Below are 24,589 nucleotides of genomic sequence, written 5' to 3'. Positions count from 1 at the left end.
CCCCCGAGATCCTGCAGCGGTCGTTGACCTGGGATCAAGGTACGGAGATGGCGTTACACACCGCGATCACCGCAGCCACCGGGCTGCCGATCTACTTCGCCGACCCGCACAGCCCCTGGCAGCGCGGCAGCAACGAGAACACCAACGGCCTGCTGCGCCAGTACTTCCCCAAAGGAACCGACCTGTCATTCCACGGGCCCGGCATCCTGGCTAACGTGGCCGCCGAACTCAACGGCCGACCCCGCAAACGACACGGCTTCCGCAGCCCCGCCTACAAGCTCGACGAACTACTACGCTCAGAACCAACCGATCCCGCTGTTGCAGCCACCGGTTGAATCCGCCTCGTCGGCGGAGCTGCTGAGGGTTCTTTTCAGGGGCGGTTTTCGACGCTGGGCGGAAACGGGGCGCGCTTTTCAGGGGCGGTTTTCGACGCCGGGCAGAATTCAGGGGCCCTTTTCAGCGGCACCCGCCCGGGTGTCAGAACTGCAGGGCGATGGCCCGGACGATGGTGAACCCGAGTAACCCTAGGCTGAGGAGCATTCCCAGGACGCACAGGGTCCGGGCCAGTCGTGCCGCCGGGGAGGCGCGGCCGCGTCCGGCGAGGTACCAACCGGCAACACCGACGGGCAGGCCGAAGCCTCCGACGACGCTGAGCGGCACCGCCGCGATTCCGCAGGCCAGTGATGCCGTCGTGTAGCGCGTCGGGTCGGTTTCGGGCGGAGGGGGCTCGATCACGTGCAGGTCGCCGGAGGCCCGGATCATCGTCGACTCAAGGGCGGGGCCGGGGACCGTGTGCCCGGGGAGTTCCGAGTACGCCGTCGCCACGGGGAACCCGTGACCGTGTGAGGACGCCGGCGGAACGTGGCCCGTGTCGGCGGGCCGGGGTCGGGGTGGTGCCGGTGCGGTGCTCAGGCCGCCGGCCTCGGTCGGTGGCAAGGCCCCGCGGATACGCATCGTCCGGGTCTGCGTTGGGATCGGAGTACTCGCTCCCATCCGGGCTCGGGGCGGGGGAGCGGTACCGGCAAGCGGGGCGGGGAAGAAGCCGGTGGTGTCGACCGCATGCCGGAACTCGGCGGCGAACGCGCCGGCCGAGGGCGGTCGGTCCGCGGGGTTCTTGGCCAGCCCGTGGCGCACCGCCTCCGACACGGCCGGCGGGAGGCCGCGGCGCAGGGACGACACGTCGGGCGGGGGTGTCGTGAGGTGGTGATGGATCATCATCATCGGTGTGCGGGCGGTGAACGGTACTGTGCCCGTGAGCAATTCGAAAGTCGAACAGGCCAGCGAGTAGACATCGCTGCGTGCGTCGAGGGTTTCTGCCGAGAGCTGTTCGGGTGACGAGTAGGGGAAGGAACCGAGTACCAGGTTGGCCGAGGTCAGCGATGTACCCCCGTCGGTCTGGCGGGCGATCCCGAAGTCCGCCAATCGGATACGACGCTCCTCCGCGCCGCCGGGGTCGGATTCGGTTGCGCTGATGAGGATGTTCGCGGGTTTGACGTCGCGGTGCAGCAGCCCGTGGCGATGGGCATGGTCGAGGGCGGCGCCGATCGAGTCACTCACCGCCGCGACGTCGTCGAGCGGAAGACCTCCCGGGGACGCCTTGACGAGGGCCGCCGCATCGGTGCCGGCCACGTACTGCATCGAGATCCACAGCCGGCCGTCGACCTCGCCGCGGTCGTAGACGCTGACGATGCACGGATGGTCGAGCTGGGCGGCCAGGTCGGCCTCGCGGGTGAAGCGCGCCCGGAACGTCGGATCGTTCGACACGTGCTCGACGAGCACCTTGATGACATCGAGGCGGGGGAGCCGGGGGTGTTTCGCGAGGTAGACCTCCCCCATGCCGCCGGCGCCGATCTTGCGCACGATCGTGTACCCGGCGAATTCGGTACCCGCTGGCAGGCTCATCTGCGGACCCCCTGAGGTCTGGCGATGGAGCGATGAACGCCTCGGACGGCCTCAGCGTACGCCGGTTCGGCGCAGGTCACAGCCTCGTCTGTCGTCCCGCGGACCGCCGCGGCCGGAGGGGTCGGCCGGGACTGACGGGTGACACCTGTCACACAGTTGGCTCGGACCGCCGAGAGAGTCCTACCCTTGCTCTGCAACGTCTGGTACCCGTGCCGAGGCCGCCGTGGAGAGAACTCCGTCCACGCGGAATCCGGCGAAGGCGGGACTGGAACGAACCATGGAGGACAGCGGTGACCTCACCGACCGGTGATCCCGGCGTGCCGTTCGCACGGCCGACCGGAGGCGACGACGCCCACGGCAGCACTGCCGCGGACGCGTTCGGTGACCGCCCGTATCCGGTCCGGTCCGATCCCTTTCCCGGCACCTCCAATCTGCCTGCCCCCGCCCGCCTCACGGTCGGCATCGTGTCCGCCGGACGCGTGGGGACCGCACTCGGCGAGGCCCTCGAGAAGGCCGGCCACGTCGTCGGCGCGGTCGTCGCCCGGTCGCCTCAATCGCGGGCCCGAGCCGCCGCGCGCCTTCCCGATTCCGAGATCCTCGACCTCGACGCCGTCGTCGCCCGTTCGGAACTGCTGCTGGTCAGCGTCCCGGATGCCCAGCTGAGCGCGGTGGTCGACGAGATCGCGGCGTCGGGTGCGCTGCGTCCCGGCACGATCGTCGCCCACACGGCCGGCGCCCAGGGCGTGGACATCCTCGCGCCGGTCACCGCCCGCGGGGCCCTCGGACTGGCCCTGCATCCCGCGATGACGTTCGTCGGTTCCGCGGAGGACACCGCGCGGCTGACCAACTCCTGCTTCGCCATCACCGCCGCCGACCCGGTCGGCGAGGCCATCGCCTCGTCGCTCGTGCTGGAGATGGGCGGCGAACCGGTACGGATCGCCGAAACCGATCGCACCCTCTACCACGCGGCACTCGCCCACGGCGCCAACCACCTGATCGCGTTGATCGCCGACGCCGTGGCCGCGCTGAACGCCGCGATCGACCACTCCGGACGCGACGCCGCGACCGTCGACGGCAGTGGTGCGCGGCTCGCCGAACGGATCCTCACCCCGCTCGTGACCGCGTCGTTGAACAACGTGCTCGAACTCGGCCCGGCGGCGCTCACCGGCCCGGTGGCGCGCGGCGACGCCGAGGCCGTCCGACGACACCTCGCCGCACTCCGCGCCGTGCCCGGCGGGTCCGGCGATCACGGGATCGCCGAGGCATACCGGACCCTCGCCCGTCGCGCCGCCGAGCGCACCGACGCCCCGGCCGCGCTCCTCGACCTCCTGGAGGGTCGATGAGCACCGCCGAGCTCCAGACCACCGATCAGACACCACCGATCAAAGGAGATGCCGTGAGTGTCCCGTCCGACGAGAAGACGCCGACCTACAAGGCCGGTCAGATGACCGTGCACCGGGAACCGGCCACCCTGACCCGGGTGACCCGGGCGCTGCGCGCGGCGGGCAAGCGCGTGGTGCTGGTCCCGACGATGGGCGCCCTGCACGCCGGCCATCTGCAATTGGTGCGTGCGGCGAAGGCCAAGGGCAACACGGTGGTCGTCGTCTCGATCTTCGTCAACCCGCTGCAGTTCGGCGCCAACGAGGACCTCGACGCGTATCCGCGCACCCTCGACGCCGACCTCGCGCTGCTCGAGCCGCTCGGCGTCGAACTCGTCTTCGCACCCAACGCCGCGTCGATGTACCCCAACGGACAGCGGACGATGGTGCACCCCGGCGCAGCCGGCGGAATCCTCGACGGCATCTCGCGCCCGACGCATTTCGCCGGGATGCTGACGGTGGTCCTCAAACTGCTCAACATCGTCGGACCCAACGCCGCCTTCTTCGGTGAGAAGGATTATCAGCAGCTCGTGCTGATCAAGCAGATGGTCACCGACCTCGATCTCGACGTCGAGATCGTCGGCGTCCCGACCGTCCGCGAATCCGACGGGCTGGCGATGTCGTCGCGCAACCGCTACCTGACCCCCGAGCAGCGCGAGCTGGCCACGACGCTGTCGGCGGCGTTGGTCGCCGGTGCCCATTCCGCCGAGGGTGGACCGGATGCGATCGTCGCGGCGGCACAGGCCGTGCTCGACACCGTTCCCGAGATCGACGTCGAGTACCTCGCACTTCGCGGCCGCCAGCTGGAGGAGGCACCGGAGAAGGGCGCCGCCCGGCTGCTCGTCGCCGCACGCCTCGGAACGGCGCGTCTCATCGACAACGTCGGCGTGAACGTCGGCGGTCTCGCCGCACTCGAAGAAGAAATCGCCTGGAACAACGCCACCACCACGACAGAGGGACGATGACCATGCTGCGCACCATGATGACCTCGAAGATCCACCGCGCCACTGTGACCCAGGCGGATCTGCACTACGTCGGTTCGGTCACGATCGACCAGGATCTGCTCGATGCCGCGGGGCTGCTCGAGGGCGAACAGGTAACGATCGTCGACATCGACAACGGCGCCCGTCTGGTGACCTATGCGATCGCCGGTGAGCGGGGCAGCGGTGTCATCGGGATCAACGGCGCCGCAGCGCATCTCGTGCACCCCGGCGACCTCGTCATCATCATCGCCTACGGCATGCTGAACGAGGCCGAGTTGAAGGAGTACTCGCCGAACGTCGTCTTCGTCGACGACCACAACCGCATCCTCGAATCCGGCGACGACCCGGCCCACGCACCCGAGGGCTCGGGTCTGCTCGACCCGCGGCAGCTCGACGGCCCGGTCTTCGCCGACGCGACGGTCTGACGCCGGCGAACGACACGGAGCCCATCGATGCTGCTCACCGTCGACGTCGGCAACACCAACATCCACATCGGCGCGTATGCCGGGACGGGGGATCACGCACGGCTGGTGCGTGATTGGCGAATCCACACCGACCCGCACTACACCGCCGACGAACTCGCCTGGGTCTTCCGCGGCATGCTCGGCTCCGACATCGAGCAGGTCACCGGGGTCAGTGCCCTGTCGACGGTGCCGTCCTTGCTGCGCGAGCTGCGCGTCATGCTGCCCCGTTATTTCGGCGACGGACCGCACGTCCTGCTCGAACCCGGTGTGCGGACCGGTGTCCCGCTGTTGGTGGACAACCCCAAGGAGGTCGGCACCGACCGCGTCTCCAACTGCCTTGCCGCACATCACGAATACGGCGGACCCTGCATCGTCGTGGCCTTCGGTACCGCGACCGTCGTCGACGCCGTGTCGGCGAAGGGGGAATTCCTCGGCGGCGCCATCGCCCCCGGCGTGAACCTTGCGGTCGAGGCGCTCTCCGAGCACACCGTGACCGTGCGCAAGGTCGAGTTGATGCCGCCGCGCAGCGTGCTCGGCAAGAACACGGTCGAGGCCCTGCAGTCGGGCATCCTGTACGGGTTCGCCGGCCAGGTCGACGCCCTCGTCGACCGCGTCTGCGACACCGTGCCCGGCTTCGACGGCGACGACGTCACCGTGGTCGCCACCGGCTACCTCGCCCCGCTCATGTTCGACGAGTGCCGGTCCCTCACCGACCACCACCCGCACCTGACTCTAGAAGGACTGCGCCTCGTCCACGAGCGCTCGAAGGCGAGTCCACGGCGGGGCAAGTAGACCCCGGACCGCGCTGCCTCATACGTGGGTGCGCGGAGCGCAAGCGACGTGCTGCGTGATCCGAAAGGGCGCGACGCACCTAGCTCCGATGCCTGAGGTGCGAGGAGCGCAAGCGTCGTGCTGCGTGATCCGAAAGGGCGCGACGCACCTAGCTCCGATGCCTGAGGTGCGAGGAGCGCAAGCGACGAGCCACGAAGGCCTGGTGAGACGACGTCGCCGACCACTCAGCGCGGACCCCGCAACGCCCCTTTCGGTGTACGCCGCGATCCGTGCGATGAGTTCGTCGTCGTCCAGCCCGCTCCCGGCGAACTGATGGATCTGCGCGTCCAACGCGGGGAACATGGGGCGTAGGTCGGCTTCCGCCTCGTCGGGCATCCAACCGTCGGCGACGAGATACGCGACCAGCCTGGCGATCAGCCGGTCCGCCAATCCGGCATAGAGATCCCCGACGACGCCGGGGCTCGCCAGTTCGCGCAGTCGCCCGTGTGCCCGACCGTGACTCGAGTTCTCCGGCACGGCAACCGCGATCACCGCGCGCAGCACGACCGGCCAGTCGGTCGCCTCGACTGGATGCGCGTCGAGGACGGCGACCATCTGCGCCTCCGCCGCGGCGAGATGCCGGGCGGCGAGCTCGTCGAAGATCGCTTGCTTGTCGCCGAAGTACTGATAGATCGAACCGACCGAGACGCCCGCGGTCTCGGCGATCCCGTTGGTCGTCAGCGCTGCCCCCTCGGTGCCCAGAAGCTGAGTCGTCGCCTCCAGGATGACCTCGACGGTGAACGAAGAGCGTTGCTGCCGTGGTCTTTTCCGCATGTCCGAGGTCTCCGGTGAATGCGAGTTGTGCCGGGTTCGCGGGCGCTCGACGATGGATGTGTGACTTACGGATCGTACCTACGCTTCCTGCCCGAGCCATGGCGTTCTGCCGCCGCGGACATCGAGGCCACTTCGTCGTGGTGGAGGTGGCCGGCGAGCGACACGCGACCGTCGGGTCCGGTGGACGTCCACATCCTGCGCGCGATGCGGCCTGACGCGCCGCTGCGGGTGCTGCTGCTCCACGGCGGTGGTGGGCACGGCGAACTCGTGTGGCCACTGGGGGCCGTGCTCGCGGGGGAGGGGTACGACGTGCTGGCGCCGGACCTCCCGCAATACGGGCGGACGCGCGTCGCCGATCCTGGTCGCGTGCGATACCAGGACTGGATCGACCTGGTCGGTGATCTGATCGCGGCGGAGACCGAACGGGACCCGAGGCCGATCGTCGTGTTCGGTGCGAGCCTCGGCGGCATGCTCGGCTACGACGTCGCGGCCGGGGGTGCGCGCGTCGCCGCGGTCGTGGCCACCTGCCTTCTCGACCTCGCCGGTGATTCGGCTGCCCGACGAGCCGCATCCCACACGCCCGCGCTGATCCGCCTCCTCCCGCTCATGACGGCCGCATCGCGGATCGGGGTCTTCGCTCGACTGCGGTTCCCGATCAGGTGGGTCGCGCCGATGGCGCGGATCAGCAACGACCCTGCGGTCTCGCACGCCTGCATCGACGATCCGCGTGGGGCGGGTTCGAGTGTCTCGCTGGGGTTCCTGGCGGACCTGATGACCCACGAGGTGCCCGCGCCGGAGAACTACCGGGGTCCACGGGTGGTGCTGGTCCATCCGGCGGCCGATACCTGGACGCCGCCGGAGATCAGCATCCGCTTCGCACGACGGATCGCCGCGCGAACCGACATCCACCTGCTCACCGGTTGCGGGCACTTCCCGGTCGAACAGCCGGGCGTCGACGAGCTCGCCGGTCACCTGCGCGCCCTCGCGATCGACTTGGTGTCCGGGTCGGATTCACCGGAACGCGCGCAGTAGCCGCGTCGGATCGTGGTCGGCGTCGGTGCCGTCGGAGTCACGCAGCAGCGCGTCGAGCACCAGCCCGTCCAGTGCTGCGACGAGCTGCCGGGCGGCGACGAGCGGCATCCCGCGCCCGACGAGGCGCTCGACGAACCGGTCGCGACCGGCAACCATGCGTTCGCGCATGACCTCGTCGCGGGTGGCCAGCAGCATCAGCTCGTAGCGGGCACGAGTGCGGACACGGTCGACGCCCAGCCAGCGGGCGATCACCTCGAGGGTCGACTCGCCGTCGACCGGGACGTCGCGGGTGTAGACATGCTCGACGAGAGCGGCGAGAAAACCGTCCTGACCACCGAAATGGTGACGGATACTGCCGTGGGGGACTCCGGATGCGTCCTCGACCGCGCGCGCCGACGCCTGCCTGATCCCGATCGTCCCGATCAGCTCGAGCCCGGTGTCGAGCAGGGTCTCGCGCGTCGATCGTCCGGCTGATTTCTCCACGCGGAGAAGTCTATCTGCTAGCGTTCTTCTCCATGTGGAGAAGAACGTCATGAAGGCGGTTGTCGTCGGCGCCGGGATCGGGGGACTCTGCACTGCCGCCGGGCTGTCGTCGTCGGGCGCGGACGTCACGCTTCTCGAGCGGGCGTCCGAGGTCCGTGGGGGCGGGTCGGGGCTCAGTCTGTTCGGTAACGGACTCCGGGCGCTCGAATCGCTCGGACTCCGATCCGTGGTTCCCGACGCCCGAGAGGTTTCGCCCACGTTGAACGGAACCCGTCGTCCCGACGGTCGATGGCTGACCCGCTTCGACCCGGCGGCGATCGCCGACCTCCGCGTGGTGCGGCGCAGTGACCTCCACGAGGCGCTCCTCGGCCGGCTCGGATCGGGCGTCGAGGTCCGGACCGGAACCGGCGTGCGCGAGGTGCACGACAGGACCGTCCGACTCGACGACGACACCACGATCGACGGCTGCGACCTGATCGTCGGAGCCGACGGTCTGCGGAGTCGGGTGCGTCCCGCGGTCACCCTCGACCCCGGCGCGGCCTACGCCGGTTACGTCGCCTGGCGGGCCATCACGGCGCGGCCCGTCGACCTCGATGCGGCGGGCGAGACGATGGGCCGCGGCCAACGGTTCGGGATCGCGCCGTTGCCGGACGGACACGTCTACTGGTTCGCCGCGGTCAACTATGACAAGGGTGCTGATACGGGTGGTTTCGACGAAGTGCGACAACGCTTTTCGTCGTGGCATGCGCCCATCGGGGAGGTCCTCGACGCGACCGATCCGGCCGACGTCGGGGTGCTGCCCATCGAGCAACTCGCGCGCCCGCTGGCCGCCTTCGTGCGGGGGCGATGTGTCCTCGTCGGCGACGCCGCTCATGCGATGACCCCCAACCTCGGGCAGGGGGCGAACCAGGCGATGGAGGACGCGGCGACCCTCACCGCGCTGCTGCGTGGCGCAGGGCAGGACGTCGACGATGCTCTGCGCACCTACGACCGTCTGCGTCGGCGTCGTACTCAACGCATCGCGCGCCAGGCGTCGGCCGTCGGCAGAGTCGGTCAGTGGCAGTCGGCGCCCGCGGTCCGGTTGCGCGATCTGGCGATGCGGGCCGCCCCCGACGCGGTGCTCAACGGCCAGTTGCGACGCATTCAGGATTGGCAACCGCCCGTGCGGTGATCGCCACTCGAGTCTGGTCCGGCGCGCTGGGCTGTGGCATACTCGTCGCCGTGATCAAGAGCTGTCAGGAGTGTTGTCAGGGCTAGTACCGCATCTGCGGCTGCCCTACTTCGCGCTCCCCGCTCGTTTTCGATCACCTGAGGACTCCCTCTCATGACCGCTTCGGTTGCCACCCCTGTTCTGTCCAGCACCGTCTTCGCCGCGACCGCGCCGACCGTCGCCCCGACCCCGGCTGCGCCGCTGTCGCTGCAGGTCAGCGACTACAAGAAAGCCGTCGCCGAGGGCGCCACCCCGGTGGACGTCCGCTCCCATCGCCGCCGCCAGATCGACGGCGCTCTGTTCGGCGCACTGGCCATCGACGCCGTCGAGGTCCTCGACCGTCTCACCCCCGGCACCTCCGAGTCGCTGACCGCGGCTCGCACCGACTCCCGCTGGATTCTCGTCAGCGAGGACGGCCACGAGGCCGAGTGGCTGGCCTGGCATCTGCAGGCGCGGGGCGTCCATGGTGCGGTGTTCGTCGTCGGTGGGCACCGCCGGATGCGCCAGGCCAAGGTCAACGGCCGCATCCATCCGGACGAGCTCGCGATGATCTCCGCACACGAGAGCTGAGCCGGCCCGTGCGTCCCGGGCCGCCGTCCCTGTCATCGCTGTCACAGCAGGTGCGGCGAGTTGGGAGTCGGTGACCGGCCCCGATAGTGTGCGTGGGGTGAGTGACAGCCCGACCAGTGCCGCCTCCACCGCGGCCGAGAAGACCACGGACGCCGACGACCAGACTCCCGAACAGCTGCGAATCCGCCGCGAGAAGCGCGAGCGCATTCTGTCCGAGGGTCGCGAGGCGTACCCGGTCTCGATTCCGCGCACCCACTCTCTCGGCGAGATCCGCGCCGCCTACCCCGACCTCGAGGCCGGCACCGAGACCGGTCAGCACGTCGGTGTCTCCGGACGCGTGATCTTCCTGCGGAACAAGGGCAAGCTGTGCTTCGCGACCCTCCAGGAGGGCGACGGCACACAGCTCCAGGCGATGGTCAGCTTCAACGGCGTCGGCGAGGAAGCGCTGGGCCGCTGGAAGTCCGACGTCGACCTCGGTGACATCGTCTTCATCTCCGGTGAGGTCATCAGCTCCCGCACCGGCGAGCTGTCGGTGATGGCCGACGATTGGCAGATGGCGTCGAAGTCGTTGCGGCCGTTGCCGGTTGCCCACAAGGACATGAACGAGGAAACCCGGGTTCGCCAGCGCTACGTCGACCTCATCATGCGTCCGGAGGCCCGCGAGACCGCCCGCACCCGCATCAAGGTGATGGCCGAACTCCGTGCGGCACTGAGCCGTCGGGGATTCCTCGAGGTCGAGACCCCGATGCTCCAGACGCTGCACGGCGGCGCCGCGGCTCGTCCGTTCGTCACGCACTCCAACGCCTTCGACATGGATCTGTACCTGCGGATCGCGCCGGAGTTGTTCCTCAAGCGCTGCGTCGTCGGTGGCATCGAGCGTGTCTTCGAGATCAACCGCAACTTCCGCAACGAGGGCGCCGACTCCACTCACTCGCCCGAGTTCGCGATGCTGGAGACCTATCAGGCCTACGGCACCTACGACGACTCGGCGAAGATGATCCGCGAACTCGTGCAAGAGGTTTCGCAGGCCGCGCTGGGAACCCAGACCCCGACCATGCCCGACGGTTCGACCTACGACCTGTCCGGCGAGTGGACCTCCCTGGAGATGTACCCGTCGCTGTCGGAGGCGCTCGGCGAGGAGATCGTGCCCGCCGGCAATCCGAACGAGACCACCGTCGAGCAGCTGCTGGCGATCGCCGAGCGCGTCGGCCTGGAGATCCCCAAGGACAAGGGCTACGGGCATGGCAAGCTCGTCGAGGAGCTGTGGGAGCACATGGTCGGCGAGAAGCTGAACCAGCCAGTGTTCGTCCGCGACTTCCCGGTCGAGACCTCGCCGCTCGTGCGCTCGCACCGCTCGGTGACCGGCGTCGTCGAGAAGTGGGACCTCTACGTCCGCGGCTTCGAGCTGGCCACCGGGTACTCCGAGCTCGTCGACCCCGTCATCCAGCGCGAACGCTTCGTCGACCAGGCCCGCCTGGCCGCCGCCGGCGACGACGAGGCGATGGTCCTCGACGAGGAGTTCCTCGCCGCGATGGAGTACGGCATGCCGCCGACCACCGGTACCGGCATGGGCATCGACCGCCTCCTGATGGCCCTCACCGGCCTCGGTATCCGCGAGACCATCCTCTTCCCGCTGGTGAAGCCCCGCACCTAGCCGTTTTGGATTTCGTAGAAGTTATGGACGCTATATCCATGTAGCTTCTACGGATTGCGGGGTGGGGAACCGCGCAGGGTCGGCGTGCGTCTGATGATGCATGCCTCAGGACCTGCGCGCGATGATCGCGGCACATGACGGAGTCTTCGGTACGACGCACCTGCGCGAGTGTGGGATCACAGCGGATGGGGTGCGTCATCGGGTCGCGACGGGGGAGTGGGTTCGCGAGGCGCGTGGCGTGTTCCGCGTTGCCGACCGACTCGTCGACGACCGGATGACCGCGCGACTCGCCGTCCTACGGGCCGGGCCAGGCGCGGCACTCGCCAGCGGATCTGCGGCCTGGTGGCATGGCCTCATCGACGCGGCGCCCGAGTCGGTGACAGTGATCGCGCCCCGTGGACGCCATGGCGATCCCATCGAGGGAGCGAACGTCTGGCACCGGACGCTCGACACCCGAGACCTCACCGAGGTCGACGGCCTCACCGTGACGAGCTGCGAGCTCACGGTCCTCGACGCCGCGGTGGATGTGGGAGTCAAGGTGATGGACTCGGCACTGCTGAAGAAGCGGGTCAAGCTGGCCGACCTCGACGCCGTTCAGCGGCGCAACGCGGGGCGTCGTGGTTCACCGCGTGCCCGCGCCATGCTCGAGGCGATGTCGTCGGGTGCACGGTCGGAGGCCGAGCGCATCACCGTCCGCCTCCTCCGGTCGTCGGGCCTCTGCGGGTGGAAGACCAACGTGCCCGCTTGCGGGTACGTACTCGACATCGCTTTCGAGGCCGAACGTGTCGACATCGAGATCGACGGAATGGCCTTCCATAGCGATGCGAAGGCGTTCCAGCACGACCGGACCCGTCAGAACGTGCTCGTTGCCAACGGTTGGACCGTTCTGCGGTTCACGTGGCGCGACGTCACCACTCGGCCGAACTGGGTGCTCGCGCAGATCCGCACCGCCGTCCGCCTGCGATCGGTAGAAAACACAGGCGCATAGCGCGCATTATTTCTACGAAATCCGTCTAGGGGAGATTGCGCTTGAGGATCTTGCCCGAGGCGTTGCGCGGGAACTCGTCGACGAACACCACCGAGCGGGGCACCTTGAAATTGGCGAGGTGCTGCTTGGCGAAGGCGATGACCTTCTCCTCGTCGAGTTCGGCGTCCTTGCGGACGGTCAGGTAGGCGCGGCCGACCTCGCCGAGCCGATCATCGGGAACGCCGACCACGGCCGACTCGGTGACACCGTCGAGACGCGCGAGGGTCTGCTCGATCTCGGCGGGATAGACGTTGAATCCGCCGCAGATGTACATGTCCTTGAGGCGGTCGGTGATCTTGAGATTGCCGCGCTCGTCGATGGTCCCGATGTCGCCGGTGTGGAGCCAGCCGTCGGCGTCGATGGTCTCTGCGGTGGCCTCCGGGTTGTCGAGGTATCCGAGCATCACCATGTCGCCGCGGGCGAGGACCTCGCCGTTGTCGCCGAGCTTGATCTCCATGCCCTCGAACGCGCGCCCACACGTGTTGGCGACGGTCTCGTCGTCGTCATCGGGGGTGCACGTCGAGACGAAACCGCTGGCCTCGGTCAGTCCGTAGGCCGTGATCACGGTCTCGATGCCGAGTTCTGTCTGGAGTCGTTCGATGAGCACCACCGGAACGATCGACGCCCCGGTGACCACGAGTCGCAGGCTGGAGAGGTCGTAGTCGGAGCGCTTCGGGTCGTCGAGGATGGTCTGGAAGATGGTCGGGGCGCCGGGGAAGACCGTGGCGTGCTGGTCGGAGACGAGCTCCATCGCCTGCTGCGGCGAATACACCGCCAGCGGCAGCATGGTCACGCCGAACAGCACGCTCGGCAGGATGCCTGCCTTGTGTCCGAAGGTGTGGAAGTACGGGTTGACCATCAGATAGCGGTCGTCCGGGTTCAGGCCGCCGTTGGAACCCCAGGCGTGCGCGCCGGAAAGCGTCTGCCGGTGGGTGGCCATGACGCCTTTGGACTTTCCGGTGGTGCCGGAGGTGAACAGGATGTCGGAGAGATCATCGGGGGAGATCGCCTCGGCTCGACGATCCGCCTCTGTCAGCGCGTCAGCGGTCTCGCGCGTCAGGAAGTCGTCCCAGTCCACCGCGCCGTCGGGGGTCGGCGACCCGCCGGACAGCGGCACCCGGATCACCAGATCCGGCAGCTGGTCGCGATGGTCGCGCAGCAGCTCGGCCGCATGGTCGGCGCCCAGGAACTCACCCGACACGACGAGCCCGCGTGCGCCGGAGCGTTCGACGATCTCGATGGCCTCGCCCGCGGTGTAGCGGGTGTTCAGGGGGACCAGCGTCGCGCCGGCGTAGTGGACGCCGAGGGCGGCGATCGGCCAGTGGTAGCTGTTCGGCGACCAGATCGCCACGCGGTCGCCCGCCTCGATGCCGGAGGCGATGAGCGATGCGGCGAAGGTGCGCACCGCGTCGTGGATCTGCGACCACGTCAGTTCGAGCTGCCGATCTGTCGAAGGGGCCCACTGCCCGTCGACGATGGCGATACCGTCAGGCCAGCTGCGTGCTGCACGCTGCAACGCGGCCGGCGTCGTCGTCACGGAGAGAGTCCCTGTCCGGGAGGTCTGCGCCATGCGGCCCAACCTAGCACTTGCTTGGTGGGTTATGCTAGCGCCATGACCTCGATCAACCTTGCGGATCGTGGTGTCGACCTGGGTGAATGGGCCAAGTCGACGCCGAACGCCGCCGACGAGTTCGCCGCCGCGGTGCGGTCCTGGCTCGACGAGAACCTCGCGGGCGACTTCGCTCATCTGAAAGGGCGCGGCGGACCGGGTAGCGAGCACGAGTTCTTCGCCGCGCGGCTCGAATGGGATCGGCACCTCGCGAGTGCCGGCTGGACCTGCATCGGCTGGCCCACCGAATACGGCGGCCGAGGTGCGACGCTCGAACAGCGCATCATCTTCCACCGCGAGTACGCCCGCGCGAACGCGCCCGCCCGCGTGAACCACCTGGGCGAGGAGCTGCTCGGGCCGACGCTCATCGAGTACGGCACCGAGGAGCAGAAGAAGCGCTTCCTGCCGGGGATCGTCGACGTCACCGAACTGTGGTCGCAGGGCTACTCCGAGCCCGGCGCCGGCTCCGACCTCGCGGGCGTCTCGACCAGCGCCCGCATGGACGAGGGCAAGTGGATCATCAACGGGCAGAAGATCTGGACCTCGCTCGCCCACGTGGCGCAGTGGGTGTTCGTGATCGCGCGTACCGAGAAGGGGTCGGCGCGGCATGCCGGCCTCAGCTTCCTGCTGGTCCCGCTCGACCAGCCCGGCGTCACCGTGCGTCCCATCCAACAGCTCACCGGCACATCGGAATTCAACGAGGTCTTCTTCGACGACGCGGTGACCGACGCCGACCTGATAGTCGGCGAACCCGGCGACGGTTGGAAGGTCGCCATGGGTCTGCTGCAGTTCGAGCGCGGTGTGTCGACGCTGGGCCAGCAGGTCGGTTTCGCCCGCGAGCTCGAGAACCTGACCGAGGTGGCCCGCACAAACGGCGCGGTCGACGACCCCGAACTCGCCTCGCGTCTCGCGCGCGCCGACATCGGGCTGAAAGTGATGCGCGCACATGCACAGCGCACACTCGACGGCGACGTGACGAGTCAGGCAGGCGCCGCATCGGTGTCGAAGTTGTTGTGGGCCAACTGGCATCGCGACCTCGGTGAACTGGCGATGGACGTCGTCGGTGCGCCGACCCTGATCGGACCCGACGCGACCGCGGAGGGGCAGCCCAACGACATCGCCGACCCTGAACGCGTCGAACTCGACGAATGGCAACGGCTCTACCTCTTCACCCGCGCCGACACCATTTACGGCGGCTCGAACGAGGTGCAGCGCAACATCATCGCCGAGCGGGTGCTCGGCCTTCCCCGAGAGGCACGCTGAATGACCGCAACGGATGCAGGTACCCAAGTGATCTCACCGCTCGCCACCCCGCCCGCCGAAACCCCCGGCCACAACCTGTTGTTGGGCAAGAAGGTCGTGGTCACCGCGGCCGCCGGTACCGGTATCGGATTCGCCTCCGCGCGTCGTGCGCTCCTCGAAGGCGCCGACGTCCTCATCAGTGACTGGCACGAACGCCGTCTCGGTGAGGCGGCGGAGAAGCTGTCCGCGGAGTTCCCCGAGCGCACCGTCACCCAGCGCACCTGCAACGTGCAGGAGACCGCCGAGGTCGACGCCCTGATCGCCGACGCCGCAACCCAACTGGGCCGCATCGACGTCCTGGTCAACAACGCCGGGCTCGGCGGCGAGACCCCGGTCGCGGAGATGACCGACGAGGAGTGGGACCGCGTCCTCGACATCACGCTGACCGGCACCTTCCGCGCCACCCGCGCCGCGCTGCGGTACTTCGGCTCGGTCGAGCACGGCGGCGTGATCGTCAACAACGCCTCGGTTCTCGGCTGGCGCGCCCAGCGCGGACAGGCCCACTACGCCGCCGCGAAGGCCGGCGTCATGGCGCTGACCCGCTGCTCCGCACTCGAAGCCGCCGACGTGGGCGTGCGCATCAACGCGATCGCGCCGTCCATCGCCAAGCACCCCTTCCTCGCCAAGGTCACCAGCGACGATCTGCTCGACGAACTCGCCTCCCGCGAGGCGTACGGCCGCGCCGCCGAGGTGTGGGAGGTCGCCGCGACCGTCGCCATGCTCGCCAGCGACTACACCACCTACCTCACCGGCGAGGTCGTCTCGATCTCCAGCCAAAGGGCCTGAGTCCAGTCCCTGGACGGCGCCCGACCACGACTCACCCGAAACACCAAGGAGTACCGCTCATGTCCACACCGCAGGCCTACATCGTCGACGCGATCCGCACCCCGGTCGGCAAGCGCAACGGCTCGCTCGCCAAGACCCACCCCGCCGACCTCGGCGCCCACATCATCTCCGCGCTCGTCGAGCGCACCGGCATCGACCCGGCCGCCGTCGACGACGTCGTCTTCGGCTGCCTGGACACCATCGGCGGCCAGGCCGGAAACGTCGCGCGCACCGCATGGCTCGCCGCCGGTCTCCCGCTCGAGGTGCCGGGCACCACCGTCGACCGTCAGTGCGGGTCGAGCCAGCAGGCCATCCACTTCGCCGCACAGGGCGTCATGAGCGGCACGCAGGACATCGTCGTCGCCGGCGGTCTGCAGAACATGAGCGCCATCCCGATCTCGCAGGCCATGATCGCCGGCAAGGAATTCGGGTTCACCACCCCCACAGCCGAATCCAAGGGCTGGCAGGAGCGCTTCGGTGACGCGCAGGTCTCCCAGTTCATCGGCGCCGACATGATGGCCGAGAAGTGGGACATCAGCCGCGAGGACATGGAGCGCTGGGCGCTGCAGTCGCATGAGCGCGCCCGTGCCGCGATCGCCGCCGGCAAGTTCGACAAGGAGAACGTCGCATACGGCGACTGCGTCGTCGACGAATGCCCGCGCGAGACGTCGCTGGAGAAGATGGCCGGACTGCAGGTGCTCGCCGAGGGTTCGCGCCTCACCGCCGCGGTCGCCTCGCAGATCGCCGACGGCTCGTCCGCCACGCTCGTCGTCTCCGAGCGTGCACTCAAGGAACACAACCTCACCCCGCGCGCCCGCATCCACCACATGTCCGTCCGCGGCGACGACCCGGTGATGATGCTGTCCGCACCGATCCCGGCCACCAAGTACGCACTCGAGAAGACCGGCCTGTCCATCGACGACATCGACGTCGTCGAGATCAACGAGGCCTTCGCGCCGGTCGTGCTCGCCTGGCTCAAGGAGACCGGCGCCGACCCGGCCAAGGTCAACCCCAACGGCGGCGCCATCGCCCTCGGCCACCCGCTCGGAGCCACCGGCGCCAAGCTGTTCGCGACCCTGCTCAACGAACTCGAACGCACCGGCGGCCGCTACGGCCTCCAGACGATGTGTGAAGGCGGCGGGACCGCCAACGTCACGATCATCGAACGGCTCAGCTGACACACGCGTAAAACGTCGAGACCTCGCCCGAAGATCCCCCGGGCGAGGTCTCGACCTTTTGGCGTACCGGTCGTACCCTTCTGGCAACCGACGTGCCCACATGTACTTGTGATCTGGCGCATACTATGGTGTGGGACAAGCGGACGTTTTTGTTTCAATGTCCACCGTGCCGCAAGTCCGACCTGCAGCAAGAACTACCTGAGGGGATCTCGATGACCAAGCCTGCTGAGCACACCAGCACCGGGGCGCCGATCGCGAAGCGCGGCGTCTCGTCGGAAGACCACACACTGACCGAGTTGGTCGAGATCCAGCGAGCCGCGTTCCTCCGTGACGGCATTCCCGACGCCGACACCCGCATCGACCGGATCACCCGTCTGGCTGCGCTGCTGCTCGACCACTCCGACGAGATCGCCGCTGCGCTGACCGAGGACTACGGCTCACGTCCGCGCGAACTGTCGCTGGCCGCCGACGTCGCCGGCTGCATGATCGACCTCACGCACCAGCGTCGTGGCGTCAAGGAGTGGATGGGCGAGACCAAGTACGCCAAGGTCCAGGGACTCCTGGGCTACAAGCAGAGTGTCCGCCACGACCCGCTCGGCGTCGTCGGCATCATGGGCCCCTGGAACTTCCCGCTGCAGCTGACGATCGTCCCCGCCGGATCGGCCTTCGCCGCGGGTAACCGCGTGATCATGCGCCCGTCGTCGATCACCGCGAAGACCACCGACGTCATCGCCAAGTACGCGCCGGACTACTTCTCCATCGAGGAACTGGCCGTCGCCACCTCGAAGCACGGTTCGGGCTCGGACTTCGCGAAGCTGAAGGTCGACCACATGTTCTTCACCGGTTCGCCCGAGGTCGGTGCCTCGGTGGCCCAGGAGGCCGCCAAGAACCTGATCCCGGTCACCCTGGAGCTGGGTGGCAAGAACCCGGCGGTCGTCGACCTCGACGCCGACATCGACAAGGCCGCGAAGATGCTCGCCGACGCGCGCCTGGTCAACGGCGGCCAGGTGTGCCTGTGCCCCGACTACGTCTTCGTCCCGGAGGCCAAGCTCGGTGAGTTCACCGACAAGGTCATCGCACGCTGGACCGAGCACTTCCCGACGATCTACGACAACGACCAGTACACGGCGACGATCAACCAGAAGAACTTCGACCGCATCGTCGGCCTGATCGACGACGCCGTCGAGCTGGGTGCCGAGAAGCGTCAGGTCATCCCCGGCGGCGAGCCGCTGCCGAACGCCGAGCGTCGCAAGATCCCGCCGACGCTGCTCACCGGCGTCCAGGCCGGCATGAAGATCGAGGAGGACGAGGTCTTCGGTCCGGTGCTGACCGTGTACCCGTACCGCGAGCTGTCCGAGGTCATCAGCCACATCGCGTCGCACCCGCATCCGCTGACCATGTACTGGTGCGGCGATCGCAACGACCGCTTCGAGAAGCTGGCCGACAACACCCGCAGTGGTTCGATCAACGGCAACGACTTCGCCATCCACCTGTTCAGCGGCGACCTGCCGTTCGGCGGTGTCGGACGTTCCGGCATGGGCGGCTACCACGGCAAGACCGGCTTCGAGACCTTCAGCCACGCCCGCGCGGTCGCGTTCTCGACGCTGCCGATGACGGTCGCCGAGATGATGTCCCCGCCGTTCCTGGCCAAGGACTCGAAGATGACCGATCAGCAGCTCAAGCTGTTCAAGTTCTTCAACTCCCGCGCGATCAAGAAGGTGCGCAAGCGCCTGGGCGCGTGACACCGCCGCGCATGAGAAGCGCGTAGCATCTCCGCTTGGCCGGGTTCGTCTCACACGTTCCCGGCCAAGCGCTTGCTAGGGTGATGGGCAGACTCTCCAGGAGGATGCGTGTCCCCACGAGGCCAGACCAAAACCGAGGCGAAGACCGGCACCGACACCGCCGTTCGTTCGTCGCGCCGCGACGAGTTGCTCGCCACCGCCGGGCGGATGTTCGCCGAGAACGGCCTGCGTTCGACGACGGTCCGCGACATCGCCGACGCCGCGGGAATCCTGTCGGGCAGCCTCTATCACCACTTCGACTCGAAGGAGTCGATGGTCGACGAGATCCTGCGCCGCTTCCTCGACGACCTCTTCGCCCGCTACCGCGAGATCGCCGGCGCGGGGCTCTCCGCGAGCGAGACGCTCCGCGGGCTCGTCGTCGCGTCGTTCGAGTCCATCGACGCCGAACGCAATGCGGTCGCGATCTACCAGGACGAGGCCAAGCGGCTGTCGGGGCAGGAACGTTTCGATTACATCGGCGAGCTGAACGTCGAGTTCCGCCAGCTGTGGCATGCGGTCTTGCAGCGCGGTGTCGACGACGGTGAGTTCCGTCCGGATCTCGACGTCGAACTGGTCTATCGCTTCATGCGTGACACGGTGTGGGTGGCCGTGCGCTGGTACCGGCCGGGAGGTCCGATGACCGTGGACTCGATTGCCGACCAGTACCTGTCGATCGTCCTGGACGGCATCCTGCCCCGCTGACGGCAGAGAGTTAGGGTACCTTTCCCTACATCGGTCGGCGGCCGATAAGGTGCGGTCATGACAATTGGCGGAACACAAGTGGCCGCGCCTGCGCCGGCTCCGGAGTCCGGGGACGCACCCGACGATCCGAAGGCCGCGCGGATCAAGGCCCGCGCGGAAGCCAAGGCCAAGTCAACGGCTCTCGCGGATGTCCTGGCGCCGGTGAAGACGCGTACCGTTCTCGCCCAGTTCGTCCAGATCTTCGCCTCGGCCGCCACGGTGGTGCCCTTCATCGGCATCGTCGAACTCGGTCGCACGTTGCTGGCGCCTGGACCGACCGACACCGGCCGCGTGTGGCTGATCGTGTGGCTCGTCGTCGGCGGGCTCGCAGCGCGGGCCCTCTTCGCGTTCCTCGCGCTGGCGATCACCCACTTCGCGGACCTCGACCTCCAGGCGCAACTCCGAATCCGCATTGCCGACAAGCTCGGTCGGCTCCCGCTCGGATGGTTCAGCCGCACCAGCTCCGGCGCGGTGCGCAAATCGGTACAGAATGACGTCGCCGACCTGCACTATCTGGTCGCGCACGCCCAGGTCGAGGCGACCGCGGCGGTCCTGTCGCCGATCTTCGCGCTGATCTACTGCTTCATCCTCGACTGGCGCCTCGGTCTGCTGGCCATCGCGACGGTGCCGCTGTATGCCCTGACCTACTCCTACATGGCGCGAGATCTGACCGCCGAGATGGAGAAGATGGACTCCGGTGTGGCCCGGATCAGCGCCACCATCGTCGAGTTCATCGCCGGTGTCGCGGTGGTCAAGACGTTCGGGCAGACGGGAAAGGCGCACCGCCGCTTCATCGATGCCGCCGACGAGTTCAACGACGACTTCGCCGGATACATGGGTCCGATGTTGCGCGTGCAGGCGATCACCACGGTCCTCATCTCCGCCCCGCTGATCCTGCTGGTCAACCTCGGCGTCGGCTACTGGTTCGTCGACAAGGGCTGGGTCACCCCGATCGAACTGGTCGGTTCGACGCTGATCGCGATGATCCTGCCGACCGCGCTGCTCACCGTCTCGACGGCGGTCCACACCCGTCAGCAGGCCTCGGCCGCGGCATTGCGCATCGCCGACCTGCTCGCCGAACCCGAGCTGACCATCCCGGAGAACCCCCAGGTTCCCGCCGGTCACGACGTGCGAATCGAGAACGTGCACTTCACCTATCCGCCGCGTCTCGGAGTGCCGTCCGGGGTGAAGGCGCTCGACGGCGTCAGCGTCGAACTCGCCGAAGGCACCGTGACCGCGCTCGTCGGGCCGTCGGGCAGCGGCAAGTCGACGCTTGCGACCCTGCTGCCGCGTTTCGGCGATCCCGACTCCGGATCGGTGCGCATCGGCGGCGTCGACGTCCGCGACATCGCTCCCACCGAGCTCTACCGACACGTCGGCTTCGTGTTGCAGGACGTGCAGCTGCTGACGATGACGGTCCGCGACAACATCCGACTCGGCCGTCCCGAGGCCACCGAGGAACAGGTCCACGACGCCGCTCGTGCGGCCCAGATCCACGAGCGGATCCTGGAGCTGCCCGACGGTTACGACACCGTGGTCGGCGACGGTGCGCACTTCTCCGGCGGTGAGGCGCAGCGCGTCTCGATCGCCCGCGCCCTGCTCGCGGACACCCCGATCCTGGTTCTCGACGAGGCGACCGCCTTCGCCGACCCGGAGTCGGAGGCGCAGATCCAGCAGGCCATCGGTGCGCTGATGGTCGGGCGGACGGTCCTGGTCATCGCACACCGGCTCGGTTCGATCACCCACGCCGACAACATCGTCGTGCTCGATCGCGGGCACGTCGACGAACAGGGACGTCAGGAGGATCTGGTGGCCAACGGCGGTCTGTACGCGTCGATGTGGGCCAGTTACGAGGCCGGCACCTCCAGGCAGGACGAGAAGATCGCGCTCGGCGTGGTCGGAAGTGACGAGGTGGCGCGATGATCCGCGGTTTCTACACGATCCTGGGTTCCGAGCGCGCTCGGATGGTCGTCTTCCTGAGCTGGGTCGTCCTCTATGGCGTCGCCCAGGGTCTCGCGATGCTCACGCTCGTCCCGATCACCGAGAACCTCCTCGACGGTGACCTCTCGGCCGCCGCGAAGTGGTTGTGGCCCTTGGCCGTTCTGGTGCTGATCTGTGCGGTCAGCGCGTACATCCAGTCCCTCAAGGGCATGACGATGGCCCTGTACGCGATGCGCATGCTCCATCACCGGCTCGGCGACCACATGGTCACGCTGCCGCTCGGTTGGTTCACGCGCGAGCGTATCGGCGACGTCTCGCAGATCGCCGTCAAGGGAACGATGTTCGTCGGCAGCACCGGCGCGCACTACATCACGCCGGTCGTGGTGAACACGGTCAGCTCCGTGGTCGTCGTGCTGGGGATCTGCTTCTTCGACTGGCGGATCGGGTTGCTGATGGTCGCCGGGACACTGGTCCTGATGTATGTCGGCAAGCTGTCCAGTCAGTTCTTGTCGAAGGCGGAGCGCCGCAAGCGGGCCGAGGCCGTGAAGGTCAACAACCGGGTGCTGGAGTATGCGCGGTGCCAGGCGGTGCTGCGCGCCTTCGGTGCCGCCGACTCCGCGCACGTCCCGCTGGCCGAGGCGCTCGGTCAGCAAGCGCGCGTGGGCAAGTCGATGCTGTGGCGCTCCATCCTCGGCATCCTGCTCAACGGCCTGACGGTGCAGGTCGTGTTCAGCGCCGTCCTCGCCCTCGGTGCCTGGCTCGCGGTGGCCGGCCACATCGAGCCGGCCCTGCTGGTCGCCGTGTTCGGACTCGCCGCACGCTTCTTCGGACCGATCGGCGAACTCGCCGAACTCGGTTCGACGCTGCGCATGTCGACCGACGAGATCAACCGCATCACCGGTGTCCTCGACACCGACCGCATGCCCGTCCCGGATCAGCCGAAACCGATCACCGAGCCGGGCGCGGTCGAACTGTCGAAGGTCGCCTTCGGTTACGACAACGGCACCCCGGTGCTGCGGGACGTGTCCCTGCGGGCGCAGCCCGGAACGATGACCGCGCTCGTCGGGCCATCGGGTTCGGGCAAGTCGACCATCTTCCGTCTGATCGCCCGCTTCTACGACGTCGACGGCGGGTCGGTGAAGGTCGGCGGCACCGATGTCCGCGACCAGGAGACCGGTGCCCTGATGGGGCAGCTGTCGCAGGTCTTCCAGGACGTCTATCTCTTCGACGACACCCTGTGGGAGAACATCAAACTCGGCCGTCCCGACGCCACCGACGACGAGATCCGCGCGGCCGCCGAGACCGCCGGCGTCACCTCCATCGTCGACCGCCTGCCCGATGGCTGGCAGACCGTCGTCGGCGAGGGCGGCTCGGCACTGTCCGGCGGTGAGCGTCAACGGGTCTCGATCGCGCGTGCCCTGCTCAAGGACGCCCCGATCGTGCTCTTCGACGAGGCGACGTCCGCCCTCGACCCGGAGAACGAGTCGCACGTCGCCGAATCCATCCGGCGCCTCGCCGACCGCAGCACCGTGATCGTCATCGCGCACAAGCTGTCCACGGTCATCGCCGCCGACCAGATCGTCGTCCTCGACGACGAGGGCGGGGTCGACGACATCGGCACGCACGACGAACTCCTCGGCCGCGGCGGCCGGTACACCGAGTTCTGGAATCAGCGCACCGCCGCCGCAGGCTGGACGCTCACGCCGTCGTCATAACCCCTGCTTCCTGAAATCGAAGGAGCGGGTCCCACTGCTGGTGAAATCGAAGGAGTTGGTCCCACTGCTGCGTGAAATCGAAGGAGTGGGCCCCACTGCTGCGTGAAATCGAAGGAGCGGGTCCCACTGCTGCCTGAGGTGCGAGGAGCGTTAGCGACGAGCCACGAAGGCCTGGGTGAGATGACGTCGGCAGCCCTTCGTGGCTCGCTGCGCTCGCACCTCAGGGAGCGAGGGGGCCGCTGCGCTCGCACCTCAGGGAGCAAGGGGGGCGCTTCGCTCGCACCTCAGGGAGCAAGGGGGGCGCTTCGCTCGCACCTCAGGGAGCAAGGGGGCCGCTGCGCTCGCACCTCAGGGAGCAAGGGGCCTCGAAGGAGCGACCTTCACGACGCGCCGCCCCCACCCCGCGCCGACCACCGCCCGTCCTGGTGCGTGATCTCGATGGGGTAGTCGAAGCACTCGGTCACCAGTTCGGTGGTGAGGATGTCGTGGACCGGGCCCGCGGCGAGGATGCGGCCGCCGGTCACCAGCACGGCGTGCGTCGTCGTCTCGGGGAGTTCTTCGAGGTGATGGGTGACGAGGACGGTCGCGAGTTCGGGGTGTGTCCGGTGGAGTCGGTCTACGGTCTGCAGAAGGCGTTCTCGGGCGGCCACATCGAGGCCGGTCGACGGCTCGTCGAGCAACAGCAGCTGCGGGTCGGACAGCAGTGCGCGGGCGATCAGGGTCCGGCCGCGTTCGCCCTGCGACAGGTTCGTCCACGATGCCGACGCGAGTGCGCTCAGGCCGAGCATCTCGATCAGTTCGTCGGCGCGGGCGAGCGTCTCCGGCGCGGGCGTCCGATGATCCATCAGTTCGGTGGTGCCGGTCGCGCCCGTCAGCACGACCTCGCGGATCGACAGCGGCGACCGCAGCGGATGCCGTGGATTGACGTGACCGATGGACTCGCGCAACTTCCGGATCTCGACGCGGCCCAGCTGGTGGCCGAGGACGTGCACGGTGCCGTGAGTCGGGTGTTGTTCCGCGCCGCACAGACTCAGGATCGTCGATTTGCCCGCACCGTTCGGACCGATGAGCGCCCAGCGCTCGCCGGCCCGGATGGTGAGGCTGATGTCGCTGAGGATTGCGCGGGACTGCCGCACGAAGTCGACGGAGTCCAGGCGCAGCACATCGGGAGTCGTCACGGTCCGACGC

General features: G+C 68.3%; 22 protein-coding genes. 17 read left to right on the top strand and 5 right to left on the bottom strand.

Annotated elements, in window-relative coordinates:
- Nucleotides 1-335, top strand: a 335-nt coding sequence (locus GONAM_RS08090; RefSeq protein WP_006865789.1) for an IS30 family transposase, incomplete at its 5' end; no start/stop codon positions are given.
- 142 nt (nt 336-477) lie between these two features.
- On the opposite strand, the gene GONAM_RS08085 is transcribed toward GONAM_RS08090, so the two are convergent.
- Complete coding sequence (locus tag GONAM_RS08085) at nt 478-1,902, bottom strand: serine/threonine-protein kinase (protein ID WP_006866269.1); 1,425 nt, start codon at nt 1,900-1,902, stop codon at nt 478-480.
- A 290-nt stretch (nt 1,903-2,192) separates the two neighbouring features.
- On the opposite strand from GONAM_RS08085, the gene GONAM_RS08080 reads away from it, so the two are divergent.
- The 4 genes from GONAM_RS08080 to GONAM_RS08065 are packed head-to-tail and all read left to right on the top strand — an operon-like array spanning nt 2,193 to nt 5,520.
- On the top strand, nt 2,193-3,245 hold the full coding sequence (locus GONAM_RS08080; RefSeq protein ID WP_006866268.1) for a Rossmann-like and DUF2520 domain-containing protein: 1,053 nt from the start codon (nt 2,193-2,195) through the stop codon (nt 3,243-3,245).
- A complete protein-coding gene (gene panC, locus GONAM_RS08075; protein WP_006866267.1) occupies nt 3,242-4,246 on the top strand; it encodes a pantoate--beta-alanine ligase in 1,005 nt (334 codons plus the stop codon). The genes GONAM_RS08080 and panC overlap by 4 nt, the downstream gene beginning before the upstream one ends.
- Nucleotides 4,247-4,248: 2 nt before the next feature.
- Entirely contained in the window at nt 4,249-4,689 is a 441-nt protein-coding gene (gene panD, locus GONAM_RS08070; RefSeq protein ID WP_040535733.1) for an aspartate 1-decarboxylase, read from the top strand.
- 27 nt (nt 4,690-4,716) lie between these two features.
- Nucleotides 4,717-5,520, top strand: a complete 804-nt coding sequence (locus GONAM_RS08065; protein WP_006866265.1) for a type III pantothenate kinase — start codon at nt 4,717-4,719, stop codon at nt 5,518-5,520.
- A gap of 18 nt (nt 5,521-5,538) precedes the next feature.
- Here the strand turns inward: GONAM_RS08065 and GONAM_RS08060 are convergent, their stop codons facing one another.
- Complete coding sequence (locus GONAM_RS08060; RefSeq protein ID WP_006866264.1) at nt 5,539-6,333, bottom strand: TetR/AcrR family transcriptional regulator; 795 nt, start codon at nt 6,331-6,333, stop codon at nt 5,539-5,541.
- Between the two features lie 60 nt (nt 6,334-6,393).
- On the opposite strand from GONAM_RS08060, the gene GONAM_RS08055 reads away from it, so the two are divergent.
- On the top strand, nt 6,394-7,365 hold the full coding sequence (locus GONAM_RS08055) for an alpha/beta hydrolase (RefSeq protein ID WP_040535730.1): 972 nt from the start codon (nt 6,394-6,396) through the stop codon (nt 7,363-7,365).
- Here the strand turns inward: GONAM_RS08055 and GONAM_RS08050 are convergent.
- On the bottom strand, nt 7,345-7,848 hold the full coding sequence (locus GONAM_RS08050) for a TetR/AcrR family transcriptional regulator (RefSeq protein WP_006866262.1): 504 nt from the start codon (nt 7,846-7,848) through the stop codon (nt 7,345-7,347). The two genes, GONAM_RS08055 and GONAM_RS08050, sit on opposite strands and share 21 nt — an antisense overlap.
- A gap of 49 nt (nt 7,849-7,897) precedes the next feature.
- Between GONAM_RS08050 and GONAM_RS08045 the strand changes: the two genes are divergently transcribed.
- From GONAM_RS08045 to GONAM_RS08030, 4 genes are all read left to right on the top strand, one after another.
- Nucleotides 7,898-9,019 (top strand): FAD-dependent monooxygenase, encoded by a 1,122-nt coding sequence (locus GONAM_RS08045; RefSeq protein ID WP_006866261.1) that lies wholly within the window; start codon nt 7,898-7,900, stop codon nt 9,017-9,019.
- A 153-nt stretch (nt 9,020-9,172) separates the two neighbouring features.
- The gene (locus tag GONAM_RS08040) at nt 9,173-9,628 is read left to right on the top strand and encodes a hypothetical protein (protein WP_006866260.1); all 456 of its coding nucleotides are present in this window, start codon (nt 9,173-9,175) and stop codon (nt 9,626-9,628) included.
- A 70-nt stretch (nt 9,629-9,698) separates the two neighbouring features.
- The gene (gene lysS, locus GONAM_RS08035; protein ID WP_006866259.1) at nt 9,699-11,282 is read left to right on the top strand and encodes a lysine--tRNA ligase; all 1,584 of its coding nucleotides are present in this window, start codon (nt 9,699-9,701) and stop codon (nt 11,280-11,282) included.
- A gap of 100 nt (nt 11,283-11,382) precedes the next feature.
- Nucleotides 11,383-12,270, top strand: a complete 888-nt coding sequence (locus GONAM_RS08030; RefSeq protein WP_006866258.1) for a type IV toxin-antitoxin system AbiEi family antitoxin domain-containing protein — start codon at nt 11,383-11,385, stop codon at nt 12,268-12,270.
- 25 nt (nt 12,271-12,295) lie between these two features.
- Here GONAM_RS08030 and GONAM_RS08025 read toward each other — a convergent pair whose 3' ends face one another.
- Entirely contained in the window at nt 12,296-13,879 is a 1,584-nt protein-coding gene (locus tag GONAM_RS08025; protein ID WP_006866257.1) for a FadD3 family acyl-CoA ligase, read from the bottom strand.
- 42 nt (nt 13,880-13,921) lie between these two features.
- Between GONAM_RS08025 and GONAM_RS08020 the strand changes: the two genes are divergently transcribed.
- The 7 genes from GONAM_RS08020 (at nt 13,922) to GONAM_RS07990 (ending at nt 23,401) form a co-directional block, all read left to right on the top strand.
- Nucleotides 13,922-15,181, top strand: a complete 1,260-nt coding sequence (locus GONAM_RS08020) for an acyl-CoA dehydrogenase family protein (RefSeq protein WP_006866256.1) — start codon at nt 13,922-13,924, stop codon at nt 15,179-15,181.
- Nucleotides 15,182-16,006, top strand: coding sequence for an SDR family oxidoreductase (locus tag GONAM_RS08015; protein ID WP_006866255.1), 825 nt, complete (start codon nt 15,182-15,184; stop codon nt 16,004-16,006). It abuts the gene before it with no gap.
- 59 nt (nt 16,007-16,065) lie between these two features.
- Nucleotides 16,066-17,223, top strand: coding sequence for an acetyl-CoA C-acetyltransferase (locus GONAM_RS08010; protein WP_006866254.1), 1,158 nt, complete (start codon nt 16,066-16,068; stop codon nt 17,221-17,223).
- Between the two features lie 212 nt (nt 17,224-17,435).
- Entirely contained in the window at nt 17,436-18,965 is a 1,530-nt protein-coding gene (locus tag GONAM_RS08005) for an aldehyde dehydrogenase family protein (RefSeq protein WP_006866253.1), read from the top strand.
- A 108-nt stretch (nt 18,966-19,073) separates the two neighbouring features.
- Nucleotides 19,074-19,706 carry a TetR/AcrR family transcriptional regulator gene (locus GONAM_RS08000; protein ID WP_006866252.1) on the top strand — a complete coding sequence of 211 codons (633 nt, stop codon included), beginning with the start codon at nt 19,074-19,076 and terminating at the stop codon, nt 19,704-19,706.
- A 57-nt stretch (nt 19,707-19,763) separates the two neighbouring features.
- Entirely contained in the window at nt 19,764-21,668 is a 1,905-nt protein-coding gene (locus GONAM_RS07995; protein ID WP_006866251.1) for an ABC transporter ATP-binding protein, read from the top strand.
- The gene (locus tag GONAM_RS07990) at nt 21,665-23,401 is read left to right on the top strand and encodes an ABC transporter ATP-binding protein (RefSeq protein ID WP_006866250.1); all 1,737 of its coding nucleotides are present in this window, start codon (nt 21,665-21,667) and stop codon (nt 23,399-23,401) included. Before GONAM_RS07995 ends, GONAM_RS07990 begins: the two co-directional genes overlap by 4 nt.
- A 380-nt stretch (nt 23,402-23,781) precedes the next feature.
- Here the strand turns inward: GONAM_RS07990 and GONAM_RS07985 are convergent, their stop codons facing one another.
- Entirely contained in the window at nt 23,782-24,579 is a 798-nt protein-coding gene (locus tag GONAM_RS07985; protein ID WP_006866249.1) for an ABC transporter ATP-binding protein, read from the bottom strand.
- Nucleotides 24,580-24,589: the final 10 nt, after the last annotated feature.

The organism is Gordonia namibiensis NBRC 108229, from assembly GCF_000298235.1.
GTDB classification, from domain to species: domain Bacteria; phylum Actinomycetota; class Actinomycetes; order Mycobacteriales; family Mycobacteriaceae; genus Gordonia; species Gordonia namibiensis.
This window is presented reverse-complemented; position numbering and strand designations above follow the sequence as displayed.

Coding starts and splice junctions, on each gene's coding strand:
- GONAM_RS08005 (WP_006866253.1), top strand. CDS start 17,436: ATGACCAAGCCTGCTGAGCACACCAGCACCGGGGCGCCGATCGCGAAG.
- GONAM_RS07990 (WP_006866250.1), top strand. CDS start 21,665: ATGATCCGCGGTTTCTACACGATCCTGGGTTCCGAGCGCGCTCGGATG.
- GONAM_RS08025 (WP_006866257.1), bottom strand. CDS start 13,879: ATGGCGCAGACCTCCCGGACAGGGACTCTCTCCGTGACGACGACGCCG.
- GONAM_RS07995 (WP_006866251.1), top strand. CDS start 19,764: ATGACAATTGGCGGAACACAAGTGGCCGCGCCTGCGCCGGCTCCGGAG.
- panD (WP_040535733.1), top strand. CDS start 4,249: ATGCTGCGCACCATGATGACCTCGAAGATCCACCGCGCCACTGTGACC.
- panC (WP_006866267.1), top strand. CDS start 3,242: ATGAGCACCGCCGAGCTCCAGACCACCGATCAGACACCACCGATCAAA.
- GONAM_RS08010 (WP_006866254.1), top strand. CDS start 16,066: ATGTCCACACCGCAGGCCTACATCGTCGACGCGATCCGCACCCCGGTC.
- GONAM_RS08045 (WP_006866261.1), top strand. CDS start 7,898: ATGAAGGCGGTTGTCGTCGGCGCCGGGATCGGGGGACTCTGCACTGCC.
- GONAM_RS08085 (WP_006866269.1), bottom strand. CDS start 1,902: ATGAGCCTGCCAGCGGGTACCGAATTCGCCGGGTACACGATCGTGCGC.
- GONAM_RS08040 (WP_006866260.1), top strand. CDS start 9,173: ATGACCGCTTCGGTTGCCACCCCTGTTCTGTCCAGCACCGTCTTCGCC.
- GONAM_RS08015 (WP_006866255.1), top strand. CDS start 15,182: ATGACCGCAACGGATGCAGGTACCCAAGTGATCTCACCGCTCGCCACC.
- GONAM_RS08020 (WP_006866256.1), top strand. CDS start 13,922: ATGACCTCGATCAACCTTGCGGATCGTGGTGTCGACCTGGGTGAATGG.
- GONAM_RS08065 (WP_006866265.1), top strand. CDS start 4,717: ATGCTGCTCACCGTCGACGTCGGCAACACCAACATCCACATCGGCGCG.
- GONAM_RS08030 (WP_006866258.1), top strand. CDS start 11,383: ATGCCTCAGGACCTGCGCGCGATGATCGCGGCACATGACGGAGTCTTC.
- GONAM_RS08060 (WP_006866264.1), bottom strand. CDS start 6,333: ATGCGGAAAAGACCACGGCAGCAACGCTCTTCGTTCACCGTCGAGGTC.